Origin of the sequence: Streptomyces sp. NBC_01351, assembly GCF_036237315.1 — a bacterium.
Taxonomy (GTDB): Bacteria; Actinomycetota; Actinomycetes; order Streptomycetales; family Streptomycetaceae; genus Streptomyces.
In genome coordinates this window covers 5159587-5179640 of the sequence record NZ_CP108356.1, presented here as the reverse complement: position 1 = coordinate 5179640, position 20054 = coordinate 5159587, and the positions used below count along the sequence as shown (strand labels likewise).

Annotated in this window: 18 protein-coding genes; 4 read left to right on the top strand and 14 right to left on the bottom strand. The window is 72.2% G+C overall.

The window, feature by feature from the left end; all coding sequences use genetic code 11:
- Positions 1-107 precede the first annotated feature (107 nt).
- Positions 108-1451 carry a UDP-glucose dehydrogenase family protein gene (locus OG625_RS23905; RefSeq protein ID WP_329384767.1) on the top strand — a complete coding sequence of 448 codons (1344 nt, stop codon included), beginning with the start codon at positions 108-110 and terminating at the stop codon, positions 1449-1451.
- A gap of 191 nt (positions 1452-1642) precedes the next feature.
- On the opposite strand, the gene OG625_RS23900 is transcribed toward OG625_RS23905, so the two are convergent.
- The gene (locus OG625_RS23900) at positions 1643-2131 is read right to left on the bottom strand and encodes a CGNR zinc finger domain-containing protein (protein WP_329384764.1); all 489 of its coding nucleotides are present in this window, start codon (positions 2129-2131) and stop codon (positions 1643-1645) included.
- Between the two features lie 96 nt (positions 2132-2227).
- Here OG625_RS23900 and OG625_RS23895 point away from each other — a divergent pair, with 96 nt between their 5' ends.
- A complete protein-coding gene (locus OG625_RS23895; protein WP_329384761.1) occupies positions 2228-2590 on the top strand; it encodes a VOC family protein in 363 nt (120 codons plus the stop codon).
- A 26-nt stretch (positions 2591-2616) separates the two neighbouring features.
- On the opposite strand, the gene OG625_RS23890 is transcribed toward OG625_RS23895, so the two are convergent.
- The 4 genes from OG625_RS23890 to OG625_RS23875 form a co-directional block, all read right to left on the bottom strand.
- Positions 2617-3726 (bottom strand): dipeptidase, encoded by a 1110-nt coding sequence (locus OG625_RS23890; protein WP_329384758.1) that lies wholly within the window; start codon positions 3724-3726, stop codon positions 2617-2619.
- A 342-nt stretch (positions 3727-4068) separates the two neighbouring features.
- Positions 4069-5247, bottom strand: coding sequence for a dipeptidase (locus tag OG625_RS23885; RefSeq protein ID WP_329384755.1), 1179 nt, complete (start codon positions 5245-5247; stop codon positions 4069-4071).
- Positions 5244-5780: a 5-(carboxyamino)imidazole ribonucleotide mutase gene (gene purE / locus OG625_RS23880; RefSeq protein ID WP_329384752.1), complete on the bottom strand. Its 537-nt coding sequence runs from the start codon at positions 5778-5780 to the stop codon at positions 5244-5246. The genes OG625_RS23885 and purE overlap by 4 nt, the downstream gene beginning before the upstream one ends.
- Positions 5777-7006: a 5-(carboxyamino)imidazole ribonucleotide synthase gene (locus OG625_RS23875; RefSeq protein ID WP_443067758.1), complete on the bottom strand. Its 1230-nt coding sequence runs from the start codon at positions 7004-7006 to the stop codon at positions 5777-5779. The genes purE and OG625_RS23875 overlap by 4 nt, the downstream gene beginning before the upstream one ends.
- Before the next feature lie 109 nt (positions 7007-7115).
- Between OG625_RS23875 and OG625_RS23870 the strand changes: the two genes are divergently transcribed.
- Positions 7116-7676: a GtrA family protein gene (locus OG625_RS23870; protein WP_329384750.1), complete on the top strand. Its 561-nt coding sequence runs from the start codon at positions 7116-7118 to the stop codon at positions 7674-7676.
- Positions 7677-7720: 44 nt separating this feature from the next.
- Here the strand turns inward: OG625_RS23870 and OG625_RS23865 are convergent, their stop codons facing one another.
- Both OG625_RS23865 and OG625_RS23860 read right to left on the bottom strand, forming a co-directional pair.
- The gene (locus OG625_RS23865) at positions 7721-8986 is read right to left on the bottom strand and encodes an ATP-binding protein (protein ID WP_329384746.1); all 1266 of its coding nucleotides are present in this window, start codon (positions 8984-8986) and stop codon (positions 7721-7723) included.
- A 13-nt stretch (positions 8987-8999) separates the two neighbouring features.
- Complete coding sequence (locus OG625_RS23860) at positions 9000-9677, bottom strand: response regulator transcription factor (protein ID WP_329384744.1); 678 nt, start codon at positions 9675-9677, stop codon at positions 9000-9002.
- A 489-nt stretch (positions 9678-10166) separates the two neighbouring features.
- On the opposite strand from OG625_RS23860, the gene OG625_RS23855 reads away from it, so the two are divergent.
- Positions 10167-11663, top strand: a complete 1497-nt coding sequence (locus tag OG625_RS23855) for a peptide MFS transporter (RefSeq protein ID WP_329384741.1) — start codon at positions 10167-10169, stop codon at positions 11661-11663.
- A 95-nt stretch (positions 11664-11758) separates the two neighbouring features.
- Here the strand turns inward: OG625_RS23855 and OG625_RS23850 are convergent, their stop codons facing one another.
- From OG625_RS23850 to OG625_RS23820, 7 genes are all read right to left on the bottom strand, one after another.
- On the bottom strand, positions 11759-13021 hold the full coding sequence (locus OG625_RS23850; RefSeq protein ID WP_329384738.1) for a hypothetical protein: 1263 nt from the start codon (positions 13019-13021) through the stop codon (positions 11759-11761).
- 14 nt (positions 13022-13035) lie between these two features.
- Entirely contained in the window at positions 13036-14181 is a 1146-nt protein-coding gene (locus tag OG625_RS23845; RefSeq protein ID WP_329384735.1) for a hypothetical protein, read from the bottom strand.
- Positions 14178-15239, bottom strand: coding sequence for a COG1470 family protein (locus OG625_RS23840; protein ID WP_329384732.1), 1062 nt, complete (start codon positions 15237-15239; stop codon positions 14178-14180). Before OG625_RS23840 ends, OG625_RS23845 begins: the two co-directional genes overlap by 4 nt.
- A gap of 17 nt (positions 15240-15256) precedes the next feature.
- Positions 15257-15937, bottom strand: coding sequence for an LPXTG cell wall anchor domain-containing protein (locus OG625_RS23835; protein WP_329384729.1), 681 nt, complete (start codon positions 15935-15937; stop codon positions 15257-15259).
- Between the two features lie 126 nt (positions 15938-16063).
- Positions 16064-17236: an imidazolonepropionase gene (gene hutI, locus OG625_RS23830; protein ID WP_329384726.1), complete on the bottom strand. Its 1173-nt coding sequence runs from the start codon at positions 17234-17236 to the stop codon at positions 16064-16066.
- 278 nt (positions 17237-17514) lie between these two features.
- Entirely contained in the window at positions 17515-18864 is a 1350-nt protein-coding gene (locus OG625_RS23825; protein WP_329384723.1) for a formimidoylglutamate deiminase, read from the bottom strand.
- Positions 18855-20045, bottom strand: a complete 1191-nt coding sequence (locus OG625_RS23820; protein ID WP_329390895.1) for an allantoate amidohydrolase — start codon at positions 20043-20045, stop codon at positions 18855-18857. Before OG625_RS23820 ends, OG625_RS23825 begins: the two co-directional genes overlap by 10 nt.
- Between the last annotated feature and the right edge of the window lie 9 nt (positions 20046-20054).

The window sequence follows — 20054 nt, the reverse complement described above, 5'->3', positions numbered from 1 at the left end:
GACCCGCGTGAGTTGCGTGACAGCACGGGTGCTCCTGGGGAACGTCCCCGTCCACGGGCCCGACTATGCTCAGTGGCCGCAAACGGCCCCGCACCTCTGGAGCACCCATGGCCCCCCTCAGGATCACTGTGATCGGCACCGGATACCTCGGCGCGACCCACGCCGCGGCGATGGCGGAGCTGGGGTTCGAGGTACTGGGGCTCGACGTGGTCCCCGAGAAGATCGAGATGCTGGCCTCCGGCCGGGTGCCGATGTACGAGCCCGGGCTGGAGGAACTGCTGGCCCAGCACGTGGCCGGGCTGCCGGGATCGAGCGGGCGGCTGCGGTTCACCACCTCCTGGGAGGAGGTCGGCGCCTTCGGCGACGTGCACTTCGTGTGCGTGAACACCCCGCAGAAGCACGGCGAGTACGCGTGTGACATGTCGTATGTGGATGCGGCGATGAGCTCGCTCGCTCCGCACCTGACGCGGCCGGTGCTCGTCGTCGGCAAGTCGACGGTGCCGGTGGGCTCGGCGGAGCGGCTGGCGGCGAAGCTCGCGGAGCTGGCCCCGGCGGGCGCGGACGTGGAGCTGGCGTGGAACCCGGAGTTCCTGCGGGAGGGCTACGCCGTGCAGGACACCCTGCACCCCGACCGGATCGTGGTCGGCGTACAGGGCGAGCGGGGCGAGAAGCTGCTGCGGGAGGTGTACGAGACGCCCATGTCGGAGGGGACTCCGCTGGTGGTGACCGATTTCCCGACCGCCGAGCTGGTGAAGACCGCCGCGAATTCCTTCCTGGCGACGAAGATTTCCTTCATCAACGCGATGGCCGAGGTGTGCGAGGCCGCCGGCGGGGACGTGGTCAAGCTGGCGGAGGCCATCGGCTACGACGACCGGATCGGCGCGAAGTTCCTGCGGGCCGGGATCGGCTTCGGCGGCGGCTGCCTTCCGAAGGACATCCGGGCCTTCATGGCGCGGGCCGGCGAGCTGGGCGCCGACCAGGCGCTGACCTTCCTGCGCGAGGTCGACTCCATCAACATGCGCCGCCGCGGGCACATGGTCGAGCTGGCGCGCGACGCCGTGGGCGGTTCGTTCCTGGGCAAGCGGGTGGCGGTGCTGGGCGCCACCTTCAAGCCGGACTCGGACGACGTACGGGACTCGCCCGCACTGAACGTGGCCGGGCAGATCCACCTCCAGGGCGGGCAGGTCACCGTCTACGACCCCAAGGGCATGGACAACGCACGGCGGGTGTTCCCGACGCTGGGGTACGCGGACTCCGCGCTGGAGGCGGCGCGGGGCGCGGAGGTGGTCCTGCACCTGACCGAGTGGCGCGAGTTCCGCGACCTGGACCCGGCGGAGCTGGGGTCCGTCGTGACCGACCGGCTCATCCTGGACGGCCGCAACGCCCTGTCCCCCGAGCGGTGGCGGGCGGCCGGGTGGACGTACCGCGCGATGGGGCGCCCTCGGGCCTGAGCCCCTGCGGGTCGGGGTGCGGCGCCGCTGCCGGGGCTCCGCCCCGGACCCCGCGCCTCAAACGCCGGCGAGGCTGACATTGCCCTGCGGGCAATCCAGCCCTGCCGGCGTTTGAGGAGTGGGGGTCCCCCCGGACGGAGTCTGGGGGAGGGTCTGGGGCGGAGCCCCAGGTCATTGAGCCGCGCCACGATCTACCCGCGGGCCCTGTACGTGCGCATTTTGGCTCGGCTGCCGCAGATCGACATCGAACACCAGCGGCCTCGGCCGCCCGGGCTGCGGTCGTAGTACGCCCATTGGCAGTCGTCCGCCGCGCAGGCCTTCAGGCGGGGCCAGGTGCCGGCGGCGGACGCTTCGGCCAGGGCCTCGGCCATGCGGGAGAGCAGGGTCGGGGCGCCCGCCGGGGCGAGGGTCACGGCGCCCGACGCGTCGATGCGCACCGTCAGCGGGGCCTCGGCGAGGAGCCGGTTCAGGTGGTCCTCGGCGCCGGGACGCAGCTCGTGGCCCGCGTGGGCCAGCAGCGCCCCGCGCAGGGCCTCTCGCAGCTCCGCCGCTTCCGCGAGGGCCGCTCCGGACAGGCCGAACTCGGCCGCGAGGCGGTCGTCCCCCGTGTCCACGCTCAGCGTGTTGACGAGGCTCTCCACCAGTGCGAGACCGCCGGGTGCCGGTGCGCGTCCACTCATGCCCTCGACGTTACCTCTTGGAGGGGAGTGGGGGTAACGCGTAGGGTTGGGGTTACCGGTAAGAGGCACTTGCCGGTAACCGTCAGGAGGAGAACCATGGCCGTCGCCAAGCTCGGCACCGTCGTCCTCGACTGTCCCGACCCGCTCGCCCTCGCCACCTTCTACGCCGGTCTGCTCGGCGGCAGCCCGAGCTCCGGGGACGAGACCTGGGTGGACCTGGAGGGCCACGGGGGCACACCGCTCGCCTTCCAGCTGGCCCCCGGGCACGTCCCGCCGAACTGGCCCTCCCCCGAGGGCTCGCAGCAGTTCCACCTGGACCTGACCGTCGAGGACCTCGACGCCGCCGAGGAGCACATCCTCGCCCTGGGCGCCAAGCCCCTGGACGCGGAGGACCGCGGGCGTTCGTGGCGGGTCTACGCCGATCCGGCCGGGCACCCCGTCTGCCTCTGCGCCTGTTAGGCGGTCCGGGCGGGCCGGGCCGGGCGTCAGGTCCGGCGGTGTCCGGCGGCGCGGGCCGTGAACTCCGCGTCGCGCAGGACCCGCTGGGCGTTGCCCCAGGTCAGCAGGGCCACATCGGCTTCCGACCAGCCCCGGCCCAGGAGCTCCGCGATCAGCCTGGGGTAGCCCGACGGGTCGGTGAGGCCGGTCGGGCGGGGGCTGCCCGGTTCGGAGCCGAAGGCTGCGCCGAGTCCGACGCCGCCCGGGCCCGCGATGGCCCGTACGTGGTCGATGTGGTCGGCCACCGCGTGCAGGGAGTCCCCGGTGCGGGCGGTGTCGAAGGTGACCATCGCCAGGCCGTCGGCCTCGCGCAGGGCGAGCAGGACCTCGTCGGTCACGTTCCCGGGATGCGGGTTCAGCGCGGCCGCGCCCGTGTTCGAGATGATCACCGGCGCCTTGGACGCCTCCGCGAGCCGGCAGGCGACCGCCGGTTCGCAGTCGGTGAGGTCCAGCAGGATCGCGAGCCGGTTGGCTTCCCGGACCACCTGGTGGCCGAAGGCCGTCAGGCCGCCTCCCTCATCCTCCGATTCCGCCCAGGTCGCTCCCGCGGGCGCGAGGATCCGTACGCCCAGTGTGTGGAAGGCGCGCAGCACGCCGAGGGAATCGGTGAGCGTGCCGCCGGGCACGGGGCCGAGGAACGAGGCGATCCGGCCGCGGTTGCGGGCATCGGCCATGTCGTCGGCGCTGAGCGCGAGGAGCAGGCTGTCGGGGTAGCGGCGCATCAGGGCCAGCGCCACGTCGATCTGTTCCAGGGTCTCGGACACCACGTCCTCGGGCGGCCGGCCCTCCGGGACGAGCAGGGACCAGAACTGGGCCCCCACTCCCCCGGCGCGCAGCCGCGGGATGTCGGTGTCCACACCGGCTTCCGGGGTGTCGATGTCGTGGTACGGGCTCTGGCGCAGGGTCCAGATGAGCGTGTTGCACCCGTCCGCGACGGGATGGACGGACAGCAGCGCGGCGGCCCGGTCCAGCGCGGTGGTCGCCGTCGCGGGGGTGGGGGTGTTGGCGCCGGTGGTGGTGCCGGTGGTGGTGTTGGAGGCCGGGGGGTCTTCGGCTCCGATGCCCACGGTGTGGGGTTCATCCTGCAGGTCGGCCATGGCGTTCGCTCCGGTCTCGGAGGCAGCAGGGAGAGATGGTGCCACCGTGACACGCGGGGCGTGTGTGTTGCTTGGTGGGTGTGGCGTTCGGGTGGCAGGGCCGAACCCCGTTCCCCTGGCCGGACGTGGTGCCCTTGCCCTGGCCGGGCGGGGTGCGGGGGTGCCGCTGCGCGGAGCCTCTCCCCGCCCCGCCCTTCCACCGTTCCTCCCCCAGCTACCGCTGGGAGGTGCCCCCAGGGCTCTGCCCAGACCCGGTCCTCAAACGCCGGACGGCTGGAAAATCCAGCCTCGCCGGCGTTTGAGGCGCGGGGCCGGGGCGGAGCCCCGTGCGGCGGGGCCGCGCTACAGGACCGCGTTCGACGGGCCCAGAGTGGCAGACAGGTCGCGGGCCACCGCTTCCGCGTCGCGGAGGGCGCGGACCGCGTTGGACCAGGTGAGCTTCGCCAGGTCCTCGCGGGACCAGCCGCGGGTCAGGAGTTCCGCGACCAGGTTCGGGTAGCCCGCCACGTCGTCCAGGCCGGACGGGGTGAAGGCCGTGCCGTCGTAGTCGCCGCCGATGCCGATGTGGTCGATGCCGGCCACCTCGCGCATGTGGTCCAGGTGGTCGGCCACCGTCGCGGCCGTGGCAACCGGGCGGGGGCGCCCGGCCTCGAAGGCCCGGTGCAGGGCCATCGCCTCGGGGGTGGTGTCCAGGTGGTGGAAGCCGTGGGCGCGCAGGTTCTCGTCCGCGGCCAGGGTCCACTCCACCGCCGCCGGGAGGATGAACTTCGGGACGAAGGTGGCCATGGCGACCCCGCCGTTCGCGGGGAGGAGCGCGAGGACGTCGTCCGGGATGTTGCGCGGGTGGTCGCAGACCGCCCGGGCCGAGGAGTGGGAGAAGACCACGGGGGCGGTGGAGACGGCGAGCGCGTCGCGCATCGTCGTCGCGGCCACGTGGGAGAGGTCCACCAGCATGCCGACGCGGTTCATCTCGCGGACGACCTCGCGGCCGAAGTCGGTGAGGCCGCCGTGCCGGGGCTCGTCGGTCGCCGAGTCCGCCCAGTCGATCGTGTCGTTGTGCGTGAGCGTCATGTACCGCACGCCCAGCCGGTGCAGGGCGCGCAGCGTGGCGAGGGAGTTGTTGATGGAGTGGCCGCCCTCGGCGCCCATGAGGGAGGCGATGCGCCCTTCGCGGCGGGCCGCCTCCATATCGTCGGCCGTCAGCGCCCGCACCAGGTCGCCGGGGTAACGGTCGATCAGCTGGGCGACCGCGTCGATCTGCTCCAGCGTGGCGCTGACCGCCTCGTCGCCCGCGTAGTCGGAGCGGACGTAGACCGACCAGAACTGCGCGCCGACCCCGCCGGCGCGCAGCCGTGGGATGTCGGTGTGCAGGTGGGCGGACGTGTCGCCCGCGATGTCCCGCTGCGTCAGGTCGTAGCGGACCTGCTCGCGCAGCGCCCAGGGGAGGTCGTTGTGGCCGTCGACGACCGGGTGTTCGGCGAGCAGCTCACGCGCCTCGTCCAGGCGCTGCGCCGCGCTCACTTCGCGAATCCGAAGGAGTCCGCGCCCGCGACCTTCGTACGCAGCCGCTTGCCCTTCTCGGTGGCCTGGTCGTTCAGCTCCTGCTGGAAGTCCTTCATCCGGGCCAGCAGGTCGGTGTCGTGCGCGGCCAGGATGCGGGCCGCGAGCAGACCCGCGTTGCGCGCGCCGCCGACGGAGACCGTGGCGACGGGGACCCCGGCCGGCATCTGGACGATCGACAGCAGGGAGTCCATGCCGTCGAGGTACTTGAGGGGGACGGGGACGCCGATCACGGGGAGGGGGGTGACGGAGGCGAGCATGCCGGGCAGGTGGGCGGCCCCGCCCGCGCCCGCGATGATCGCCTTCAGGCCGCGGTCGGCGGCCTGCTCCCCGTACGCGATCATCTCGCGCGGCATCCGGTGCGCGGAGACGACGTCGACCTCGTACGGGATCTCGAACTCGTCGAGCGCCTGGGCGGCCGCCTCCATGACGGGCCAGTCCGAGTCGGAGCCCATGACGATGCCGATGATCGGACCTGCGGCGGAGGTGCTCATTCGGTGACCGTTCCTCTGAGGTAGTCGGCTGCGTGGCGTGCGCGCTCCAGCACATCGTCCAGGTCGTCGCCGTAGGTGTTGACGTGGCCGACCTTGCGGCCGTGTTTCACGTCCTTGCCGTACATGTGGATCTTCAGCTGGGGGTCGTGGGCCATGCAGTGCAGGTACGCCGCGTACATGTCGGGGTAGTCCCCGCCCAGGACGTTCGCCATGACGGTCCACTTGGCGCGGGGGCGCGGGTCGCCCAGCGGGAGGTCCAGGACCGCGCGCACGTGGTTGGCGAACTGGGAGGTCACGGCCCCGTCCTGGGTCCAGTGGCCGCTGTTGTGCGGGCGCATCGCCAGTTCGTTGACCAGGATCCGGCCGTCGGCGGTCTCGAACAGCTCCACGGCCAGGTGGCCGGTCACGTCGAGTTCCTTGGCGATGCGCAGGGCGAGGGCCTGGGCCTGGCCCGCGAGCTCCTCGGAGAGGTTGGGGGCGGGCGCGATGACCGTGTCGCAGACCCCGTCGACCTGGACGGACTCCACTACGGGATAGGCCACGGCCTGGCCGTGGGGGGAACGGACGATGTTGGCCGCGAGTTCGCGGACGAAGTCCACCTTCTCTTCGGCGAGGACGGGGACACCGGCCCGGAAGGGCGCGTCCGCGTCCTCCGGGGTGCGTACGAACCACACGCCCTTGCCGTCGTAGCCGCCTCGCACGGTCTTGAGGATGACGGGGAACCCGCCGACCTCCGCCGCGAAGGCCTCCACGTCCGCCGGATCGCTCACGATCCGGTGGCGGGGGCTGGGCGCGCCGATCTCGTCGAGTTTGGCGCGCATCACCCCCTTGTCCTGGGCGTGCACCAACGCGTCGGGCCCCGGGCGGACGGGAATGCCGTCCGCTTCCAGGGCCCGCAGGTGTTCGGTGGGTACGTGCTCGTGATCGAAGGTGATCACGTCGCAGCCGCGCGCGAAGGCGCGCAGTGTCTCCAGATCGCGATAGTCGCCGATGACGACGTCGCTCACGACCTGGGCCGCCGAGTCCTGTGGGGTGTCACTGAGGATCTTGAATCTGATGCCGAGGGGGATACCCGCCTCGTGGGTCATGCGGGCGAGCTGTCCGCCGCCGACCATGCCGACTACCGGGAACGTCACTCCTCCAGGGTATCCGGCGGGATTCCGCCATATGGACGTGGCCTGGCGCGGACCTGTCGGTTGCCTCCCCCGGTGTGCCGTGCGTCGCACGCTGCCGGAAGGCACAGACGGAGCACAGGGGGGAGACTTAGCATGGGTGGGTTGACGGAGAACCCCGGACGCCCCTGGTGGGGCGGTGACCGACAGGACTGACCTACTGATGAGCACGCCTGGGGACGGATCTGTTCTCGAACGCGTACGCGGTCTCCTACGGGAGGTCGCCAAGTTCGGGGCGGTCGGCGGTCTGGGTGTGCTGGTCAATCTGGGTGTCTTCAACCTGATCCGCAGCACCACCGACCTCCAGGTGGTGCGCGCGAGCGTGATAGCCACCGTCGTGGCCATCGTCACGAACTACCTCGGCTTCCGCTACTTCGCCTACCGCGACCGCGCCCAGAGCGATCCCGCCGGGCGCACGCGCGAGCTGGTCCTGTTCATGGCGTTCAGCGCGATCGGCCTGGTCATCGAGAACGGCGTGCTGTACGTGGCCACGTACGGCTTCGGCTGGGACGGGCCCGTCGCCAGCAATGTGTTCAAGTTCATCGGCATCGGGACGGCCACCGTGTTCCGCTTCTGGTCCTACCGCACCTGGGTCTTCAAGGCGCTGCCCGTGGCGGCGTCCGTGTCCGCCACGCCCGCCGAGCCCATGCCCGAGCCGGCGCCGCTGCCCAAGCCGGACCGCCGTCCGGAGCCGGTCCCCGAGCCGGAGCCCGCGAACAACTAGGGCCCTCGAAAGACCAGGGCCAGGCGCGCCGGGCGACCGGATCGCTAGCGGACCGTCGCCTCGGGCTCGGACCGTTCCGGCGCCGTCCGGCTGAGGAAGATCGCGAACACCGGCGGCTGTGCCTGGAGCAGTTCGAGGCGTCCGCCGTCCGCCTCCGCGAGGTCCCGGGCGACGGCGAGGCCGATGCCCGTGGAGTTGCGGCCGCTGATGGCCCGCTCGAAGATCCGGTTGCCGAGGTCGGGCGGGACCCCGGGGCCCTCGTCCGTGACCTCCAGCACCGCCTGGTTGCCGACGACGCGGGTGCGCAGTGCGACCGTGCCGCCGCCGTGCATGAGCGCGTTCTCCACGAGGGTCGCCAGGACCTGCGCGACCGCGCCCGGGGTGCCGACGGCCCGTACGCCCTGCTTGCCGGAGCGCACGATGGCCCGGCCGGCGCTGCGGTAGGCGGGCCGCCACTCCTCCACCTGCTGTTTGACGACCTCGTCGAGGTCGAAGGGGACGGCGGAGCCCGTGCGGGGGTCGCGCGAGTTCGTGAGGAGCCGCTGCACCACGTCCGTGAGCCGCTCCACCTGGGTGAGGGCGATCGACGCCTCCTCCCGTACGGTCTCCAGGTCGTCGGTGACGGTGATCTCCTCCAGCCGCATGGACAGCGCCGTCAGCGGCGTGCGCAGCTGGTGGGAGGCGTCGGCGGCGAGGCGCCGCTCGGCGGTGAGCATCCTGCCGATCCGCTCGGCGCTGGCGTCGAGCACGTCCGCGACCCGGTCCAGCTCGGGTACCCCGTACCTCCTGTGCCGGGGCCTGGGGTCTCCGGAACCGAGGCGTTCCGCGGCCTCGGCGAGGTCGGTGAGCGGGGAGGCCAGCCGGTTCGCCTGCCGTACGGCGAGCAGTACGGCCGCCACGACGGCGAGCAGCGCCACCGCGCCGACCACGGCCAGGGTCCGGCCGACCTCCTCGGTCACGGTGGAGCGGGACGCCTCGACGACGACCGTCTCGCCCTGCTCTCCGCGCGCGCTGCCGCGGATGACGTCGTCGGTGATCCGGTTGCCGACCTCCACGGCCGGCCGGCCGGGGAGGGTGATCCGGGCGTAGTGGCCGGCGTCGAGCTGCTCGGCGAGGGCGCCCTCGTCGATCGGCGTCTTCTCCAGGACGTCCGCCTCGACGATGCCCACCAGGCGCAGCGCCTCGGACTCGATCCGGTCCTGGGCGCTGTTGGTGATCGTCCGGGTCTCCACGATGACGAGGGAGATCCCGAAGACGGCGATCACGACGAGCACCACGGCGAGCGTGGAGTTGATCAGGCGGCGGCGCATGGCTCAGTAGGCTCTAGCTCTTCTCGAAGCGGAAGCCGACGCCACGGACGGTGGCGATGTAGCGGGGGTTCGCCGCGTCGTCGCCGAGCTTCTTGCGCAGCCAGGAGATGTGCATGTCGAGGGTCTTGGTGGAGGACCACCAGGTGGTGTCCCAGACCTCGCGCATGAGCTGGTCGCGGGTGACGACCCGGCCCGCGTCGCGGACCAGGACCCGCAGCAGGTCGAATTCCTTCGCGGTGAGCTGGAGCTCTTCCTCCCCCATCCACGCGCGGTGCGATTCCACGTCGATCCGCACGCCGTGGGTGGCGGGGGGCTGGGTGGCCTCGGTGGCGCCGCGCCGGAGCAGGGCCCGGACGCGGGCCAGCAGCTCGGCGAGCCGGAAGGGCTTGGTGACGTAGTCGTCGGCGCCGGCGTCGAGGCCGACGACCGTGTCCACCTCGTCCGCGCGGGCGGTGAGGACCAGGATCGGGAAGCCGTGGCCCTCGGCGCGCAGCCGGCGGGCCACTTCCAGGCCGTCCATGCCCGGCAGGCCCAGGTCCAGGACGACGAGATCGACGCCGCCCTGCAGTCCGGCGTCCAGGGCGGCGGGGCCGTCCTCCCGGACCTCGACCTCGTACCCTTCCCGGCGCAGGGCGCGGGCCAGGGGTTCCGAGATGGATGCGTCGTCCTCGGCGAGCAGTACACGCGTCATGTGGGTGATGGTAGTCCGCGGCGGGTGAATCGAGGGGCCCACTGTCAGACCCCTGCCGAACTGGCCTTATGGACTAGTGGTCGCCTTCGAATCTGGCCAAACGGTTCCCGGTTGACCTGTGATCCATCTCTCAAGTCCTTTCATATGCCTCGCTGTCGTGTCGTATGGTGGCGAGACGCCTGATGCACTACCTCAGGGACCTTTGTGCCAAAAACGGCCGAAGGTCTCTATTTCTGTCCTGATCGGACAGGCAGTCTTGTGGGACTCACCTGTCCGGGCTTGATGACAGTGAATGACCTATGGGCCGGGCCCGCCGCGCGAAGGTGCGCGAGCGGGCGTGGATCCCGGTTACGGACGTTCCTTCGCCCCCACACCTCGGGGCGAGACCCCCGGGCGTGGGGTGGGAGGTCCGCCGCCGGTGCCGGCCACTCGTCCCGGGCGCTGTTCCGCTCACGAAGCGAAGCGTCCCGAGCAAGCAAGGATCGACCCATGGCTTCCAGCCTGACGAGGGACTCGGCGGACACGTCCGCGGAGAAGACCTTCCTCGGCCACCCCAGCGGCCTCGCCTTCCTCTTCATGACCGAGATGTGGGAGCGCTACAGCTTCTACGGCATGCGCGCGCTGCTCGTGCTCTACCTGGCCACGAACGTGGCCGACGGTGGTCTCGGGATGAACGACGCGACCGCGGTCGCGATCTACTCCGTGTACAACGCGATGGTCTACCTGCTCGCCCTTCCGGGCGGCTGGCTCGGTGACCGCGTGTGGGGTGCCCGCAAGGCCGTGGCCGTCGCCGGTGTCGTGATCATGACGGGTCACTTCCTGCTGGCCGTGCCGTCGTCCGTCTCGTTCTTCATCGGCCTGGCGCTGATCGCCGCCGGTTCGGGCGTGCTCAAGGCCAACATCTCCACGATGGTCGGCCAGCTGTACCGGGACAAGAACGACCCGCGTCGTGACGGTGGCTTCACGATCTTCTACATGGGCATCAACCTCGGTGCCTTCGTCGCCCCGCTGACCATCGGCTACGTCGGCCAGGAGGTCAACTGGCACCTCGGCTTCGGCATGGCCGGTGTCGGCATGGCCCTGGGCCTCGCCTTCTACTTCTTCGGCTTCCGCCACCTGAACCCGGTCTCGAACCAGGTTCCGAGCCCGCTGAGCGCCGCCGAGAAGTCCTCCGTCGTCAAGAAGGGCCTGATCTGGCTCGGCGTCGCCGTCGCCGCCTACGCGATCATCGGCCTGGCCGGCATCTTCACGATCAACTACGCGCTGTGGCCGCTGACCATCGCCGGTCTCGTGCTGCCCGCCTGGGCGATCATGCGGATCAAGCGCGACAAGGACCTCTCCACGGTCGAGCGGTCCCGCATGTCGGCGTACGTGTGGTTCTTCGCCGCCGCCGCGATCTTCTGGGCGATCTACGACCAGACCGGCTCCACGCTGGCCCTGTTCGCGAAGGACAGCACGGACAGCACGCTGTTCGGCTTCAACTTCCCGGAGAGCTGGTTCCAGTCGCTGAACCCGCTGTTCGTGATGGCCCTCGCCCCGCTCTTCGCGATGCTGTGGGTGGCCCTCGCCAAGCGCTCCAAGGAGCCGACCACCCTCGCGAAGTTCTCCTTCGCGCTGGTCATGATCGGCATCTCCTTCGGCGTCATGATGATGGCCCAGGGCCTGGCCACCGGCGACACGAAGGTCAGCCCGATGTGGCTGGTCGGCGTGTACTTCATCCAGACCGTCGGCGAGCTCACCCTCTCCCCCGTCGGCCTGTCGCTGACCACCAAGCTGGCGCCGCAGAAGTACGCCTCCCAGATGATGGGCGTCTTCTTCCTCGCGGTCACCGCCGGTGACTCGACGATCGCGCTGCTCCAGCTGCTCGGCGCCCCGACGGACACGCAGGGCTGGTTCGCCAGCCAGGGCGCGCTCGCCGTCCTCGCCGGCATCGCGATCTACATGTACCGCAAGAAGGTCCAGCCGCTCATGGGTGGCGTGCACTGACGCACCGTCCCTGACCTGCGCCCGAACGGCGAACGGCCCGGCACACCGGAAGGTGTGCCGGGCCGTTCCCTTTGCCCGGCGGGTGCCGGCGGGTGCTAGCGGGTGCCGCGCAGGCGGCGCCACGGGGTGAAGGTGAACACCGCGCCACCGAGGAGGATCACGGTGCCGGCGACCAGGGCGAGGGCCTTGATGCCGCCCTCGTCCTCGGCGCCGGTCTCGGCGAGGTTGCCCGAGGTGGCGTTGCCGGTGGTGGTGGTCGTCGTGGGCGAGCCCGAGCCGCCCGCCTGCGCGACGGTGTCCAGCTCCAGCGAGACGCCGGTGCTGGTCGCCTTGCAGGGGACGTTGAGCGGCGTGGAGCCCGCCACCATCGTCACGTCGATCGACATGTCGGCTGGGCTGAGCGTGACCTTGCCCGTCTTGCCCGGCTTGTAGGTGCCCGTCATTTCGCTCAGGCTGACGTCGGCCCCCTGGGCGATGGCCTCGGCGTTGGCCGGGCCGGTCACGTTGACCATGCCGGTGTCGGCGCCGCCGAGCTTGATCTTCATCGAGGGCTTGAGCGCGCCCTTGGGCAGGGCCACCGGGGCCTTCATGGCGCCCTTGGCCGTCTTGACCGTCAGGTCGAAATTGCCGCCGTTCTTCTTGGCGCTGACGGTGACCGGGGTGGTGATGCCGCCGGGCACGGTCTCACCGCAGTCGAACTTCACGTCGACGGGCTTGCCGGGGAAGTCGGTCTGACCGCCGCCTCCGGCGGTGGTGCCGCCGTTGTTGGTACCGCCGTTGTTCGTGCCGCCGTTGTTGGTCCCGCCGTTCGTGTTGCCGCCGTTGCCCGAGCCGCCCTCGACCTTGATGGTCGCGGAGGCCTTCACGGCCTCCTTGGGCGCGCACTTGGTCTCGGTCTTCATGATCTGGTGGACCGTGATCACGTACTTGTCGGGCGTGAGCGTGATGTCGCCGGCCTTCTCGATCTTGAGCTTGCCGGTCATGGTGGACAGCTTCATGTCGCCGCCCTTGGGGATGGGCGGGTTCTCCCGCGGCCCCTTCATGGCGACCACGCCGGTCTGCGCGCCCCCCACCTTGAGGTCGCCGCTGGGCTCGACCATGTTCGCTTCCAGGTCGATCACGTCCGGGTTCTTCGACGCCGCCTTCACCGTCTTCCAGGTGACGTCGACGGTGTCCCCGACCTTGGCCGTCGCGGGAGCCGTGATCTCCACGGTCGTCTCGCCCTGGATCGGCGGCAGCCCGGAGATCGACGGCGGTATGCACTCTGTCTTGAACGTGACCGAGGCGGCCTGGGCGGGACTCGCCGCCAGCAGGATCCCCGCCCCGCCGAGCATCAACGCGACCCCGGCCGCGCTCATCCTCCGTTGGGTTCTCACGGATGTCCCTTCGTTGTCGGATGGTCTTCTGACGGTGCGGATTGCCGTGCGGATTGCTGTGCTGTTCCCGGTGCGCTGTCCGGGGTGAACCACGGCAGGACCGCCGTGGTGGTCTGGGGGGACGGCTCCGGCGGACCGGAGGCCGCGCGCGCGGGTCCTCGTAGCGACGGGATCCGGGGCAGCCGGGTCGTCACGGCCGCGGGCGACTCCGGGGGCACGCCCCGGTGGCGGCCGCCCGCGGGCGTCTCGCGCGGGCGGACCTTGTCGACGACGGCCATGCCGATGCGGAAGAGCGCGGCCGGGATCACCAGCAGGAGCAGGCCCCAGAAGACCAGCACCCCGTACGGGCGGTCCACGCCCCACGGCTGGGTGGCCACGACCGTCTCCCCGTACTTGAGGGAGAGGGTGTGGTCCCCGTGGGCGCCGGCCGTGAGGGCCACGTCCAGGGCGATCTCCGCCTTGCCACCCGGCGGGATGGTCCCCTTCCAGCGGGCCTCCTCCCACAGCGGCGCGAACACGCCCCGGGTGGTGCCGAGCTGGAAGACCGGGTCCTTGACGGGGGCCGAGCCGAGGTTGCCGACGGTCACCTTGAACTTCCGGGTGGGCGGGGCGCCGAACCAGGTGAGCACCCCGTCCTCGCCCTCCAGCCGGACCCCGGTGAGCATCGCGAGGCGGGCCGTGCCCGATTCGGCGGGCAGCTCGGCCACCTCGTGGTCGGTGATCTTCAGGGCGGCGGCGACGGTGGACTGGTCGCCGTTGACGGAGGTGACGTTGACGATGCAGGGGCAGGGCTTCGGCGGGGCGACCACCGGCAGCTGGGCGGTGAAGTGCCCGTCGTCGGCCACGGAGACCGCGGTGCCGTCGGCGTTGGCGCAGCTGTTGGTGCCGCCGATCATGTTCTGCCCGCAGACCAGCAGCATCACCAGCGACTTGGGGCGCCAGCCGGTCCCGGTGACGGTGAGCTGGGTGCCCTTGGCGGCCTCCTGGAGCGAGAGCGCCACGGTGGGTTTGCCCTCCTCGGCGGCGGCCGGGGCTGCGGGGAGCAGCGCGAGGGCGCACGCGGCGCATGCGGCCAGTGCGGCCGCGAGGAGCGTACGGAGGGGGCGGAGGGGGCGGATCGTGCCGCCGGCCTTGGCGCTCACCTGGCTGCTCCCGTCAGTTCGTGTTCCGGTTCGGGTACGGGCGTGCCGCCCGCCAGGGGGTCCAGGCGGGTGCGCCGGCTGCGTACGAGGTACAGCGCGGTCAGGGTCGTCGCGCCGAGGGCGAGCAGGGCGCCGCCCAGCCAGAGCGCGAGCCGCCAGGGCAGGAACCACGCCGAGGTGGCGGCCGTGGCGCGGGCCCCGCCGGGGGCGGTGACGGTGAGCGTGAGGCGGACCCGGTCGAGGACGGGCGCGCCGGGCCAGGGCTCGGTCAGCTCGACCCGCTGGCCCGGGAGCAGCTCCACCGGCAGGGCGCGGGCGCCGCGCCCGGGGACCTCGCCGAAGCGGCCCTCGGCGCGGATCGACAGCTCGGGGGCGAGGGCCACGTTGCCCCGGTTGACCAGGGTGTACGCGATCACGGAGGCCGCGCCCTTGCCGCGTACGGAGACGTCCTCGACGGTGAGGGCGGCCAGGGTGGGGCCGCCGACCCGCAGGTGGACCCGTACGCCCACCTCGTGGCCGCCCTCGGTGGCGACCACGGCGGCGGGGTGGTCGCCGGGCGGGGAGGCGGGCGGCACGGTGACGGTGAAGGGGACCACCGCGCGGGTGCGGGGCGGGATCTTCACGGTGGCCGCGGCGCCGAAGCTGATCCAGGCCCCGGCGCCGGTCCAGTGCCCTGTTGAGCGGCCTCCGGCCGCGGGTTGCGCGGGCCGCACGGCGAAGGCGCCCTCGGTGGTGTTGTAGGCGTCGGCCCCGCGCAGGGTGACCGTGCGTTCCGTGTCGGTGGTGTTGGTGAGCGCGAGCCGGTCCTCCAGCACGGTGCCGGCGGTGCCGGAGAGGTAGTAGTACGGACGCGCGGCGTACGGGCGGGCACCCCCGGGCCCGGCGGCGGCCGCTCCGGCGGCGGCCGTTCCAGCGGCGGCCGTTCCAGCGGCCGGCTCGGCGGTCCAGCCGGGCTCGTCGGCCGCCGCGGGGTGCGCGGGGGTCGCGTACAGCGCGGCGGCCGCCAGGAGCGGGACGCCCACGCGCCGGAGGGACGTGAGGGAGTGGAGCACGGGCATGGCCGGGGGTGCTCCGTTCAGGACCGGGCCCGCTGGCCGCGCCGGGTCAGCCAGAGCACGCCGGCGGCGCCGCTGAGCAGCACGGTGCCTCCGAGGGTGCCCAGCGCGAGGGCGGAGTCGGTCGGTCCGGTCTGCGGGAGGCTCTCGCCGCCCGCGGAACCGCCGGATTGTGTACCGCCGCTGCCCGCGCCCGTGACGTCCAGTTCGAGGGACGGCTTGGGGCTGTTGCCGGGGGTGCAGGTGGTGGTGGTGCCCAACGCCTTGATGGTGAGGACCCCGGCGGTGAAGGTGACCTTGCCGCTCTTCTTGGGCTTGTAGGTGCCCGAGAGGTCGGTGATCTTGATGGGCGTATTGGCGGGAATGGCCTCCGGGTTGGACGGTCCGGAGACCGGCACGGAGGCCTTCTCGGCGCCGTCGACGAGGATGACGGCGCTGGGGCTCATCGCACCCTTGCCGAGCTCGACGGGGCTGGACGAGACGCCCTTCTGGAAGGACATCGTCAGCTTGTACCCGTCGCCCTCCTTCACGGCCTTGATGTCGATGGGTGATACCGCCGACTTGTCCCCGATCGGGGTCTTGCAGTCGTAGGCCACGTCGATGACGGCGGCCTGCGCGGCGGGGGCGGCCAGCAGGACCGCCGATCCGGCTGCCAGCGCGGAGGCCAGCGCGAGCGCGGTGGAGCGTTTCCGGTCGGACACCTTCGTCTTCCCCTCGGGCCACAAGTTACTGACGACACATCAGATTGGTGGCTCAAGGTACGCCGGGGGTCTTACGGAGGGAAGACAAAGGACGGGCCGGAATTGACCCTTCGTCAGCGCCCTTTCTCAGTGCGCGCGGACACCCTTCTGCCACACGGCGGAAACCAGCGGGACACCGGGCCGGTAGGCCAGGTGGACGTGGCTGGGAGCGTCCAGCAGGGCCAGATCGGCGCGGGCTCCGGGGGTGACCCTGCCGATGTCGGTACGCCGCAGGGCGCGGGCTCCGCCGGCGGTGGCGGCCCACAGGGCCTCGTCCGGGGTCATCCGCATGTCGCGCACGGCGAGCGCGATGCAGAAGGGCATCGAACTCGTGTAGGAGGAGCCCGGGTTGCAGTCCGTGGACAGCGCCACGGTCACGCCCGCGTCGATCAGACGGCGGGCGTCGGGCCACTGGGCGCGGGTGGAGAACTCGGCGCCGGGCAGCAGGGTGGCGACGGTGGTGCCCGCGGCCTGGGCGAGGGCGTCCACGTCGGCGTCGGTGAGGTGGGTGCAGTGGTCGGCGGAGGCGGCTTCGAGCTCGACGGCCAGCTGCACGCCGGGGCCGTGGGAGAGCTGGTTGGCGTGCACGCGCGGGATCAGGCCGGCGGCGGCGCCCGCGGTGAGGATCGCGCGGGCCTGCTCCCCGTCGAAGGCGCCCTTCTCGCAGAAGACGTCCACCCAGCGGGCGTACGGGGCGCAGGCCTCCAGCATCTCGCCGGTGACGAGATCCACGTAGCCGGCCGGGTCGTCGGCGTAGTCCGGGGAGACGATGTGCGCGCCGAGGTAGGTGACCTCCTCGGTGTGCGCGGCGGCGATCCGCAGGGCGCGGGCCTCGTCGGCGACGGTGAGGCCGTAGCCGGACTTGGTCTCGAAGGTGGTGGTGCCCTGGCGGCGGGCCTCGTCGAGGTGGCGCAGCAGGTTCGCTTCGAGCTCGGCGTCGGTGGCGGCGCGGGTGGCGGCGACGGTGGTGCGGATGCCGCCGGCGGCGTAGCTGCTGCCGGACATCCGGGCGTTGAACTCGGCGGTGCGGTCGCCGGCGAACACGAGGTGCGAGTGGGAGTCGACGAAGCCGGGGATGACGGCGCGGCCGGCCGCGTCGAAGGCGGTGTCGGCGGCGGGGGCCTTGTCGGCGGGGCCGACCCAGGCGATGCGGTCGCCGTCGATGACGACGGTGGAGTTTTTGATCAGGCCTAGGGGGCCGTCGCCGAGGGCGGGGTCGTTGGTGACGAGACTGCCGATGTTGGTGATTGCGGTGGTCATGGTCGCGGTTCCTCGTGGTGGTCGAGTTGTTTTTGTTCCCCCACCCCGCCCCTTCCCGAAACTGGGGGCTCCGCCCCAGACCCCGTACGTGCGCTGCGCGCCCGTGCCCTCAAACGCCGGGCGGGCTGGATAGTGCCGCGCAGCGGCACCATTCAGCCTCGCCAGGGGGCACCTCCCAGCGGTAGCTGGGGGAGTTTGAGGCGCGGGGGTCTGGGGGCGGAGCCCCCAGTTTCGGGAAGGGGCGGGGTGGGGGAAAGGCCCGCCGCAGGCGTCCCCCGCTAGGCGCGGAGGGCGGCGATGGTGGAAGCCAGGGCCGACGGGACGTCCGGGACCAGGGTGTGGACGCCGTCGCGGACGATGTGGCGGCCCCCGACCACCGTGTGCCGGACATCGGCGGCCGAAGCCGCGAAGACCGCCATCTCCGCGCCGAGCCGGGGGACGGGACCGGCGGTGCGGACCGAGTCCAGGGCGATGGTGGTGAAGTCCGCGAGCCCGCCCGCCGACAGGCTGCCCGCATCCGGCCTGCCCAGCGCCGCATGGCCATCGGCCGTGGCCGCCCGCAGCAGCGCCGCCGCCGTCCAGTGGCCGCGCGTGCGGCTGGCGAGCCGCTCGTTGAGCTCCATCGCGCGGGCCTCTTCCAGCAGGTCGATCACCGCGTGGCTGTCGCTGCCGAGCGAGAGCGGGCTGCCCGCCCGCTGGAGGCGGACCGCCGGGCCGATGCCGTCCGCGAGGTCGCGTTCGGTGGTGGGGCACATGCAGGTGCCGGTGGTGGTGCCGCCGAGGAGGGCGATGTCCACGTCGGTCAGGTGCGTGTTGTGGACGCCCGTGGTGCGCGGGCCCAGCACCCCGTGGTCGGCGAGGAGCTGGGTCGGGGTGCGGCCGTGCGCGGCCTGGCAGGCGTCGTTCTCCGCGGTCTGCTCGGAGAGGTGCACGTGCAACGGCACCCCGCGCTCCTGCGCCCACGCGGCGACCGTGGCCAACTGCCCCGCCGGGACCGCGCGTACGGAGTGGATCGCGGCGCCGATCAGGGCGTGCTCGCGGGGCTTCAAGGCGCTGACCCGCTCCGCCCAGGCGTCGGCGGTGCCGTCGGAGAAGCGCAGCTGGTGGTGGTTGGGGGCCTCCCCGAAGCCTGCCGACAGGTAGGCGGTGTCGAGGAGGGTGATCCGGATGCCGGCCGCGGCCGCGGCCTCGATCAGGGCCTCGCCCATGGCGTTCGGGTCGGCGTACGGGGCGCCGCCCGGGGCGTGGTGGACGTAGTGGAACTCGCCGACGTCGGTGATGCCGGCCAGCGCCATCTCGGCGTACACGGCGCGGGCGAGCGCGAAGTACGTGTCGGGGGTGAGGTTCTGGGCGACCTTGTACATGAAGTCGCGCCAGGTCCAGAAGGTGCCCGAGCCGACCTGGACCGTGCCGCGCAGGGCCCGGTGGAAGGCGTGGGAGTGCGCGTTGGCGAGGCCCGGGATCGTCAGGCCGCGCAGCACTTCGGCGCCGGGGGGCGGGGCCTCGACCCCGGTCCGGACGGCGGCGATCCGCCCGTCGGCGGATACGTCCAGGGCCACGCCCGGCTCGACGTTCGTGTCGAGCCAGGCGTGTTCCAGCCAGTACGTCGTACGCGTCGTCACCGGCACGCGAGTCCTTCCAGTACGTCGGCGAGGGCGAGGACGCCCGCCACGCAGTCGTCCTCGGCGGCGAACTCCCGCGGGGAGTGGGAGACGCCGGTCGGGTTCCGTACGAACAGCATCGCGGTGGGGACGGCGGCGGAGAGGATTCCGGCGTCGTGTCCCGCGCCCGTGCCGAGGACGGGGACGGACCCGCCCAGGATCCGGTTCATCTCGTCGCGCAGGGCGTGCTCGAACTCGACGACCGGGGTGAAGGACTCCCGGACGATCGCGAGGTCGATACCGTCCTGGCCGGCGCGCTCGCGGGCGGCCTTCTCGATGGCGGTGACCACCGTGTCGAGGGTCGCCTGGTCGGCGGCGCGCGAGTCGAGCCAGCCGCGCACCAGGGAGGGGATGGCGTTGACCCCGTTGGGCTCGACCGCGATCTTCCCGAAGGTGGCGACGGCCCCGGCGAGGGCCGCCTCGGTGCGGGCCGCGAGGACGGTCGCCGCGTACGTGAGCATCGGGTCGCGGCGGTCGACCAGGCGGGTGGTGCCCGCGTGGTTGGCCTCGCCGTGGAAGTCGAACCGCCAGCGGCCGTGCGGCCAGATCGCGGAGGCGATGCCGACCCGGTCGCCGGAGAGGTCGAGGGCCCGGCCCTGCTCCACGTGGAGCTCGACGAACGCGCCGATGCGGGCGAGGCGTTCGGGGTCGGCCCCGATGGCGTCGGGGTCGTACCCGGCGGCCTCCATCGCCTGCGGCAGGCTGATGCCGTCGGCGTCGCGGAGCTCGTACGCCTTCTCCTTGGTCAGCTGCCCGGCGGCGAGCCGGGAGCCGACGCAGGCGAGGCCGAAGCGGGCGCCTTCCTCGTCACCGAAGTTGGTGATGGCGAGTGGCCTGGCGAACTCCGCGCCCCTCCTGCGGAGTTCGTCCAGGGCCGCAAAGGAGGACACCACCCCGAGGGGGCCGTCGAAGGCCCCGCCGTCGGGGACGGAGTCCAGGTGCGAGCCGGTGACGACGGCGTCCCCCGCGAGGGGGTCGCCGAGCCAGGCCCACTGGTTGCCGTTGCGGTCGGTCTCGTACGTCAGCCCGCGGGCCTCTGCCTGCGCCTGGAACCAGGTCCGGCAGTCGGCGTCCGCGCCGGTCCACGCATAGCGGCGGTACCCACCGGAGTCCGCGTTGCGGCCGATGGGCGCGAGGTCGGCCCACATGGCGTGGAA

Bases quoted from the DNA above. Each gene is read 5' to 3' on its own strand.
- OG625_RS23870 (WP_329384750.1), top strand. From the start codon at position 7,116: ATGAGCACGCCTGGGGACGGATCTGTTCTCGAACGCGTACGCGGTCTC.
- hutI (WP_329384726.1), bottom strand. From the start codon at position 17,236: ATGACCACCGCAATCACCAACATCGGCAGTCTCGTCACCAACGACCCC.
- OG625_RS23905 (WP_329384767.1), top strand. From the start codon at position 108: ATGGCCCCCCTCAGGATCACTGTGATCGGCACCGGATACCTCGGCGCG.
- OG625_RS23820 (WP_329390895.1), bottom strand. From the start codon at position 20,045: ATGTGGGCCGACCTCGCGCCCATCGGCCGCAACGCGGACTCCGGTGGG.
- OG625_RS23900 (WP_329384764.1), bottom strand. From the start codon at position 2,131: ATGAGTGGACGCGCACCGGCACCCGGCGGTCTCGCACTGGTGGAGAGC.
- OG625_RS23850 (WP_329384738.1), bottom strand. From the start codon at position 13,021: ATGAGCGCGGCCGGGGTCGCGTTGATGCTCGGCGGGGCGGGGATCCTG.
- OG625_RS23890 (WP_329384758.1), bottom strand. From the start codon at position 3,726: ATGGCCGACCTGCAGGATGAACCCCACACCGTGGGCATCGGAGCCGAA.
- OG625_RS23860 (WP_329384744.1), bottom strand. From the start codon at position 9,677: ATGACGCGTGTACTGCTCGCCGAGGACGACGCATCCATCTCGGAACCC.
- OG625_RS23840 (WP_329384732.1), bottom strand. From the start codon at position 15,239: ATGCCCGTGCTCCACTCCCTCACGTCCCTCCGGCGCGTGGGCGTCCCG.
- OG625_RS23855 (WP_329384741.1), top strand. From the start codon at position 10,167: ATGGCTTCCAGCCTGACGAGGGACTCGGCGGACACGTCCGCGGAGAAG.
- OG625_RS23895 (WP_329384761.1), top strand. From the start codon at position 2,228: ATGGCCGTCGCCAAGCTCGGCACCGTCGTCCTCGACTGTCCCGACCCG.
- purE (WP_329384752.1), bottom strand. From the start codon at position 5,780: ATGAGCACCTCCGCCGCAGGTCCGATCATCGGCATCGTCATGGGCTCC.
- OG625_RS23865 (WP_329384746.1), bottom strand. From the start codon at position 8,986: ATGCGCCGCCGCCTGATCAACTCCACGCTCGCCGTGGTGCTCGTCGTG.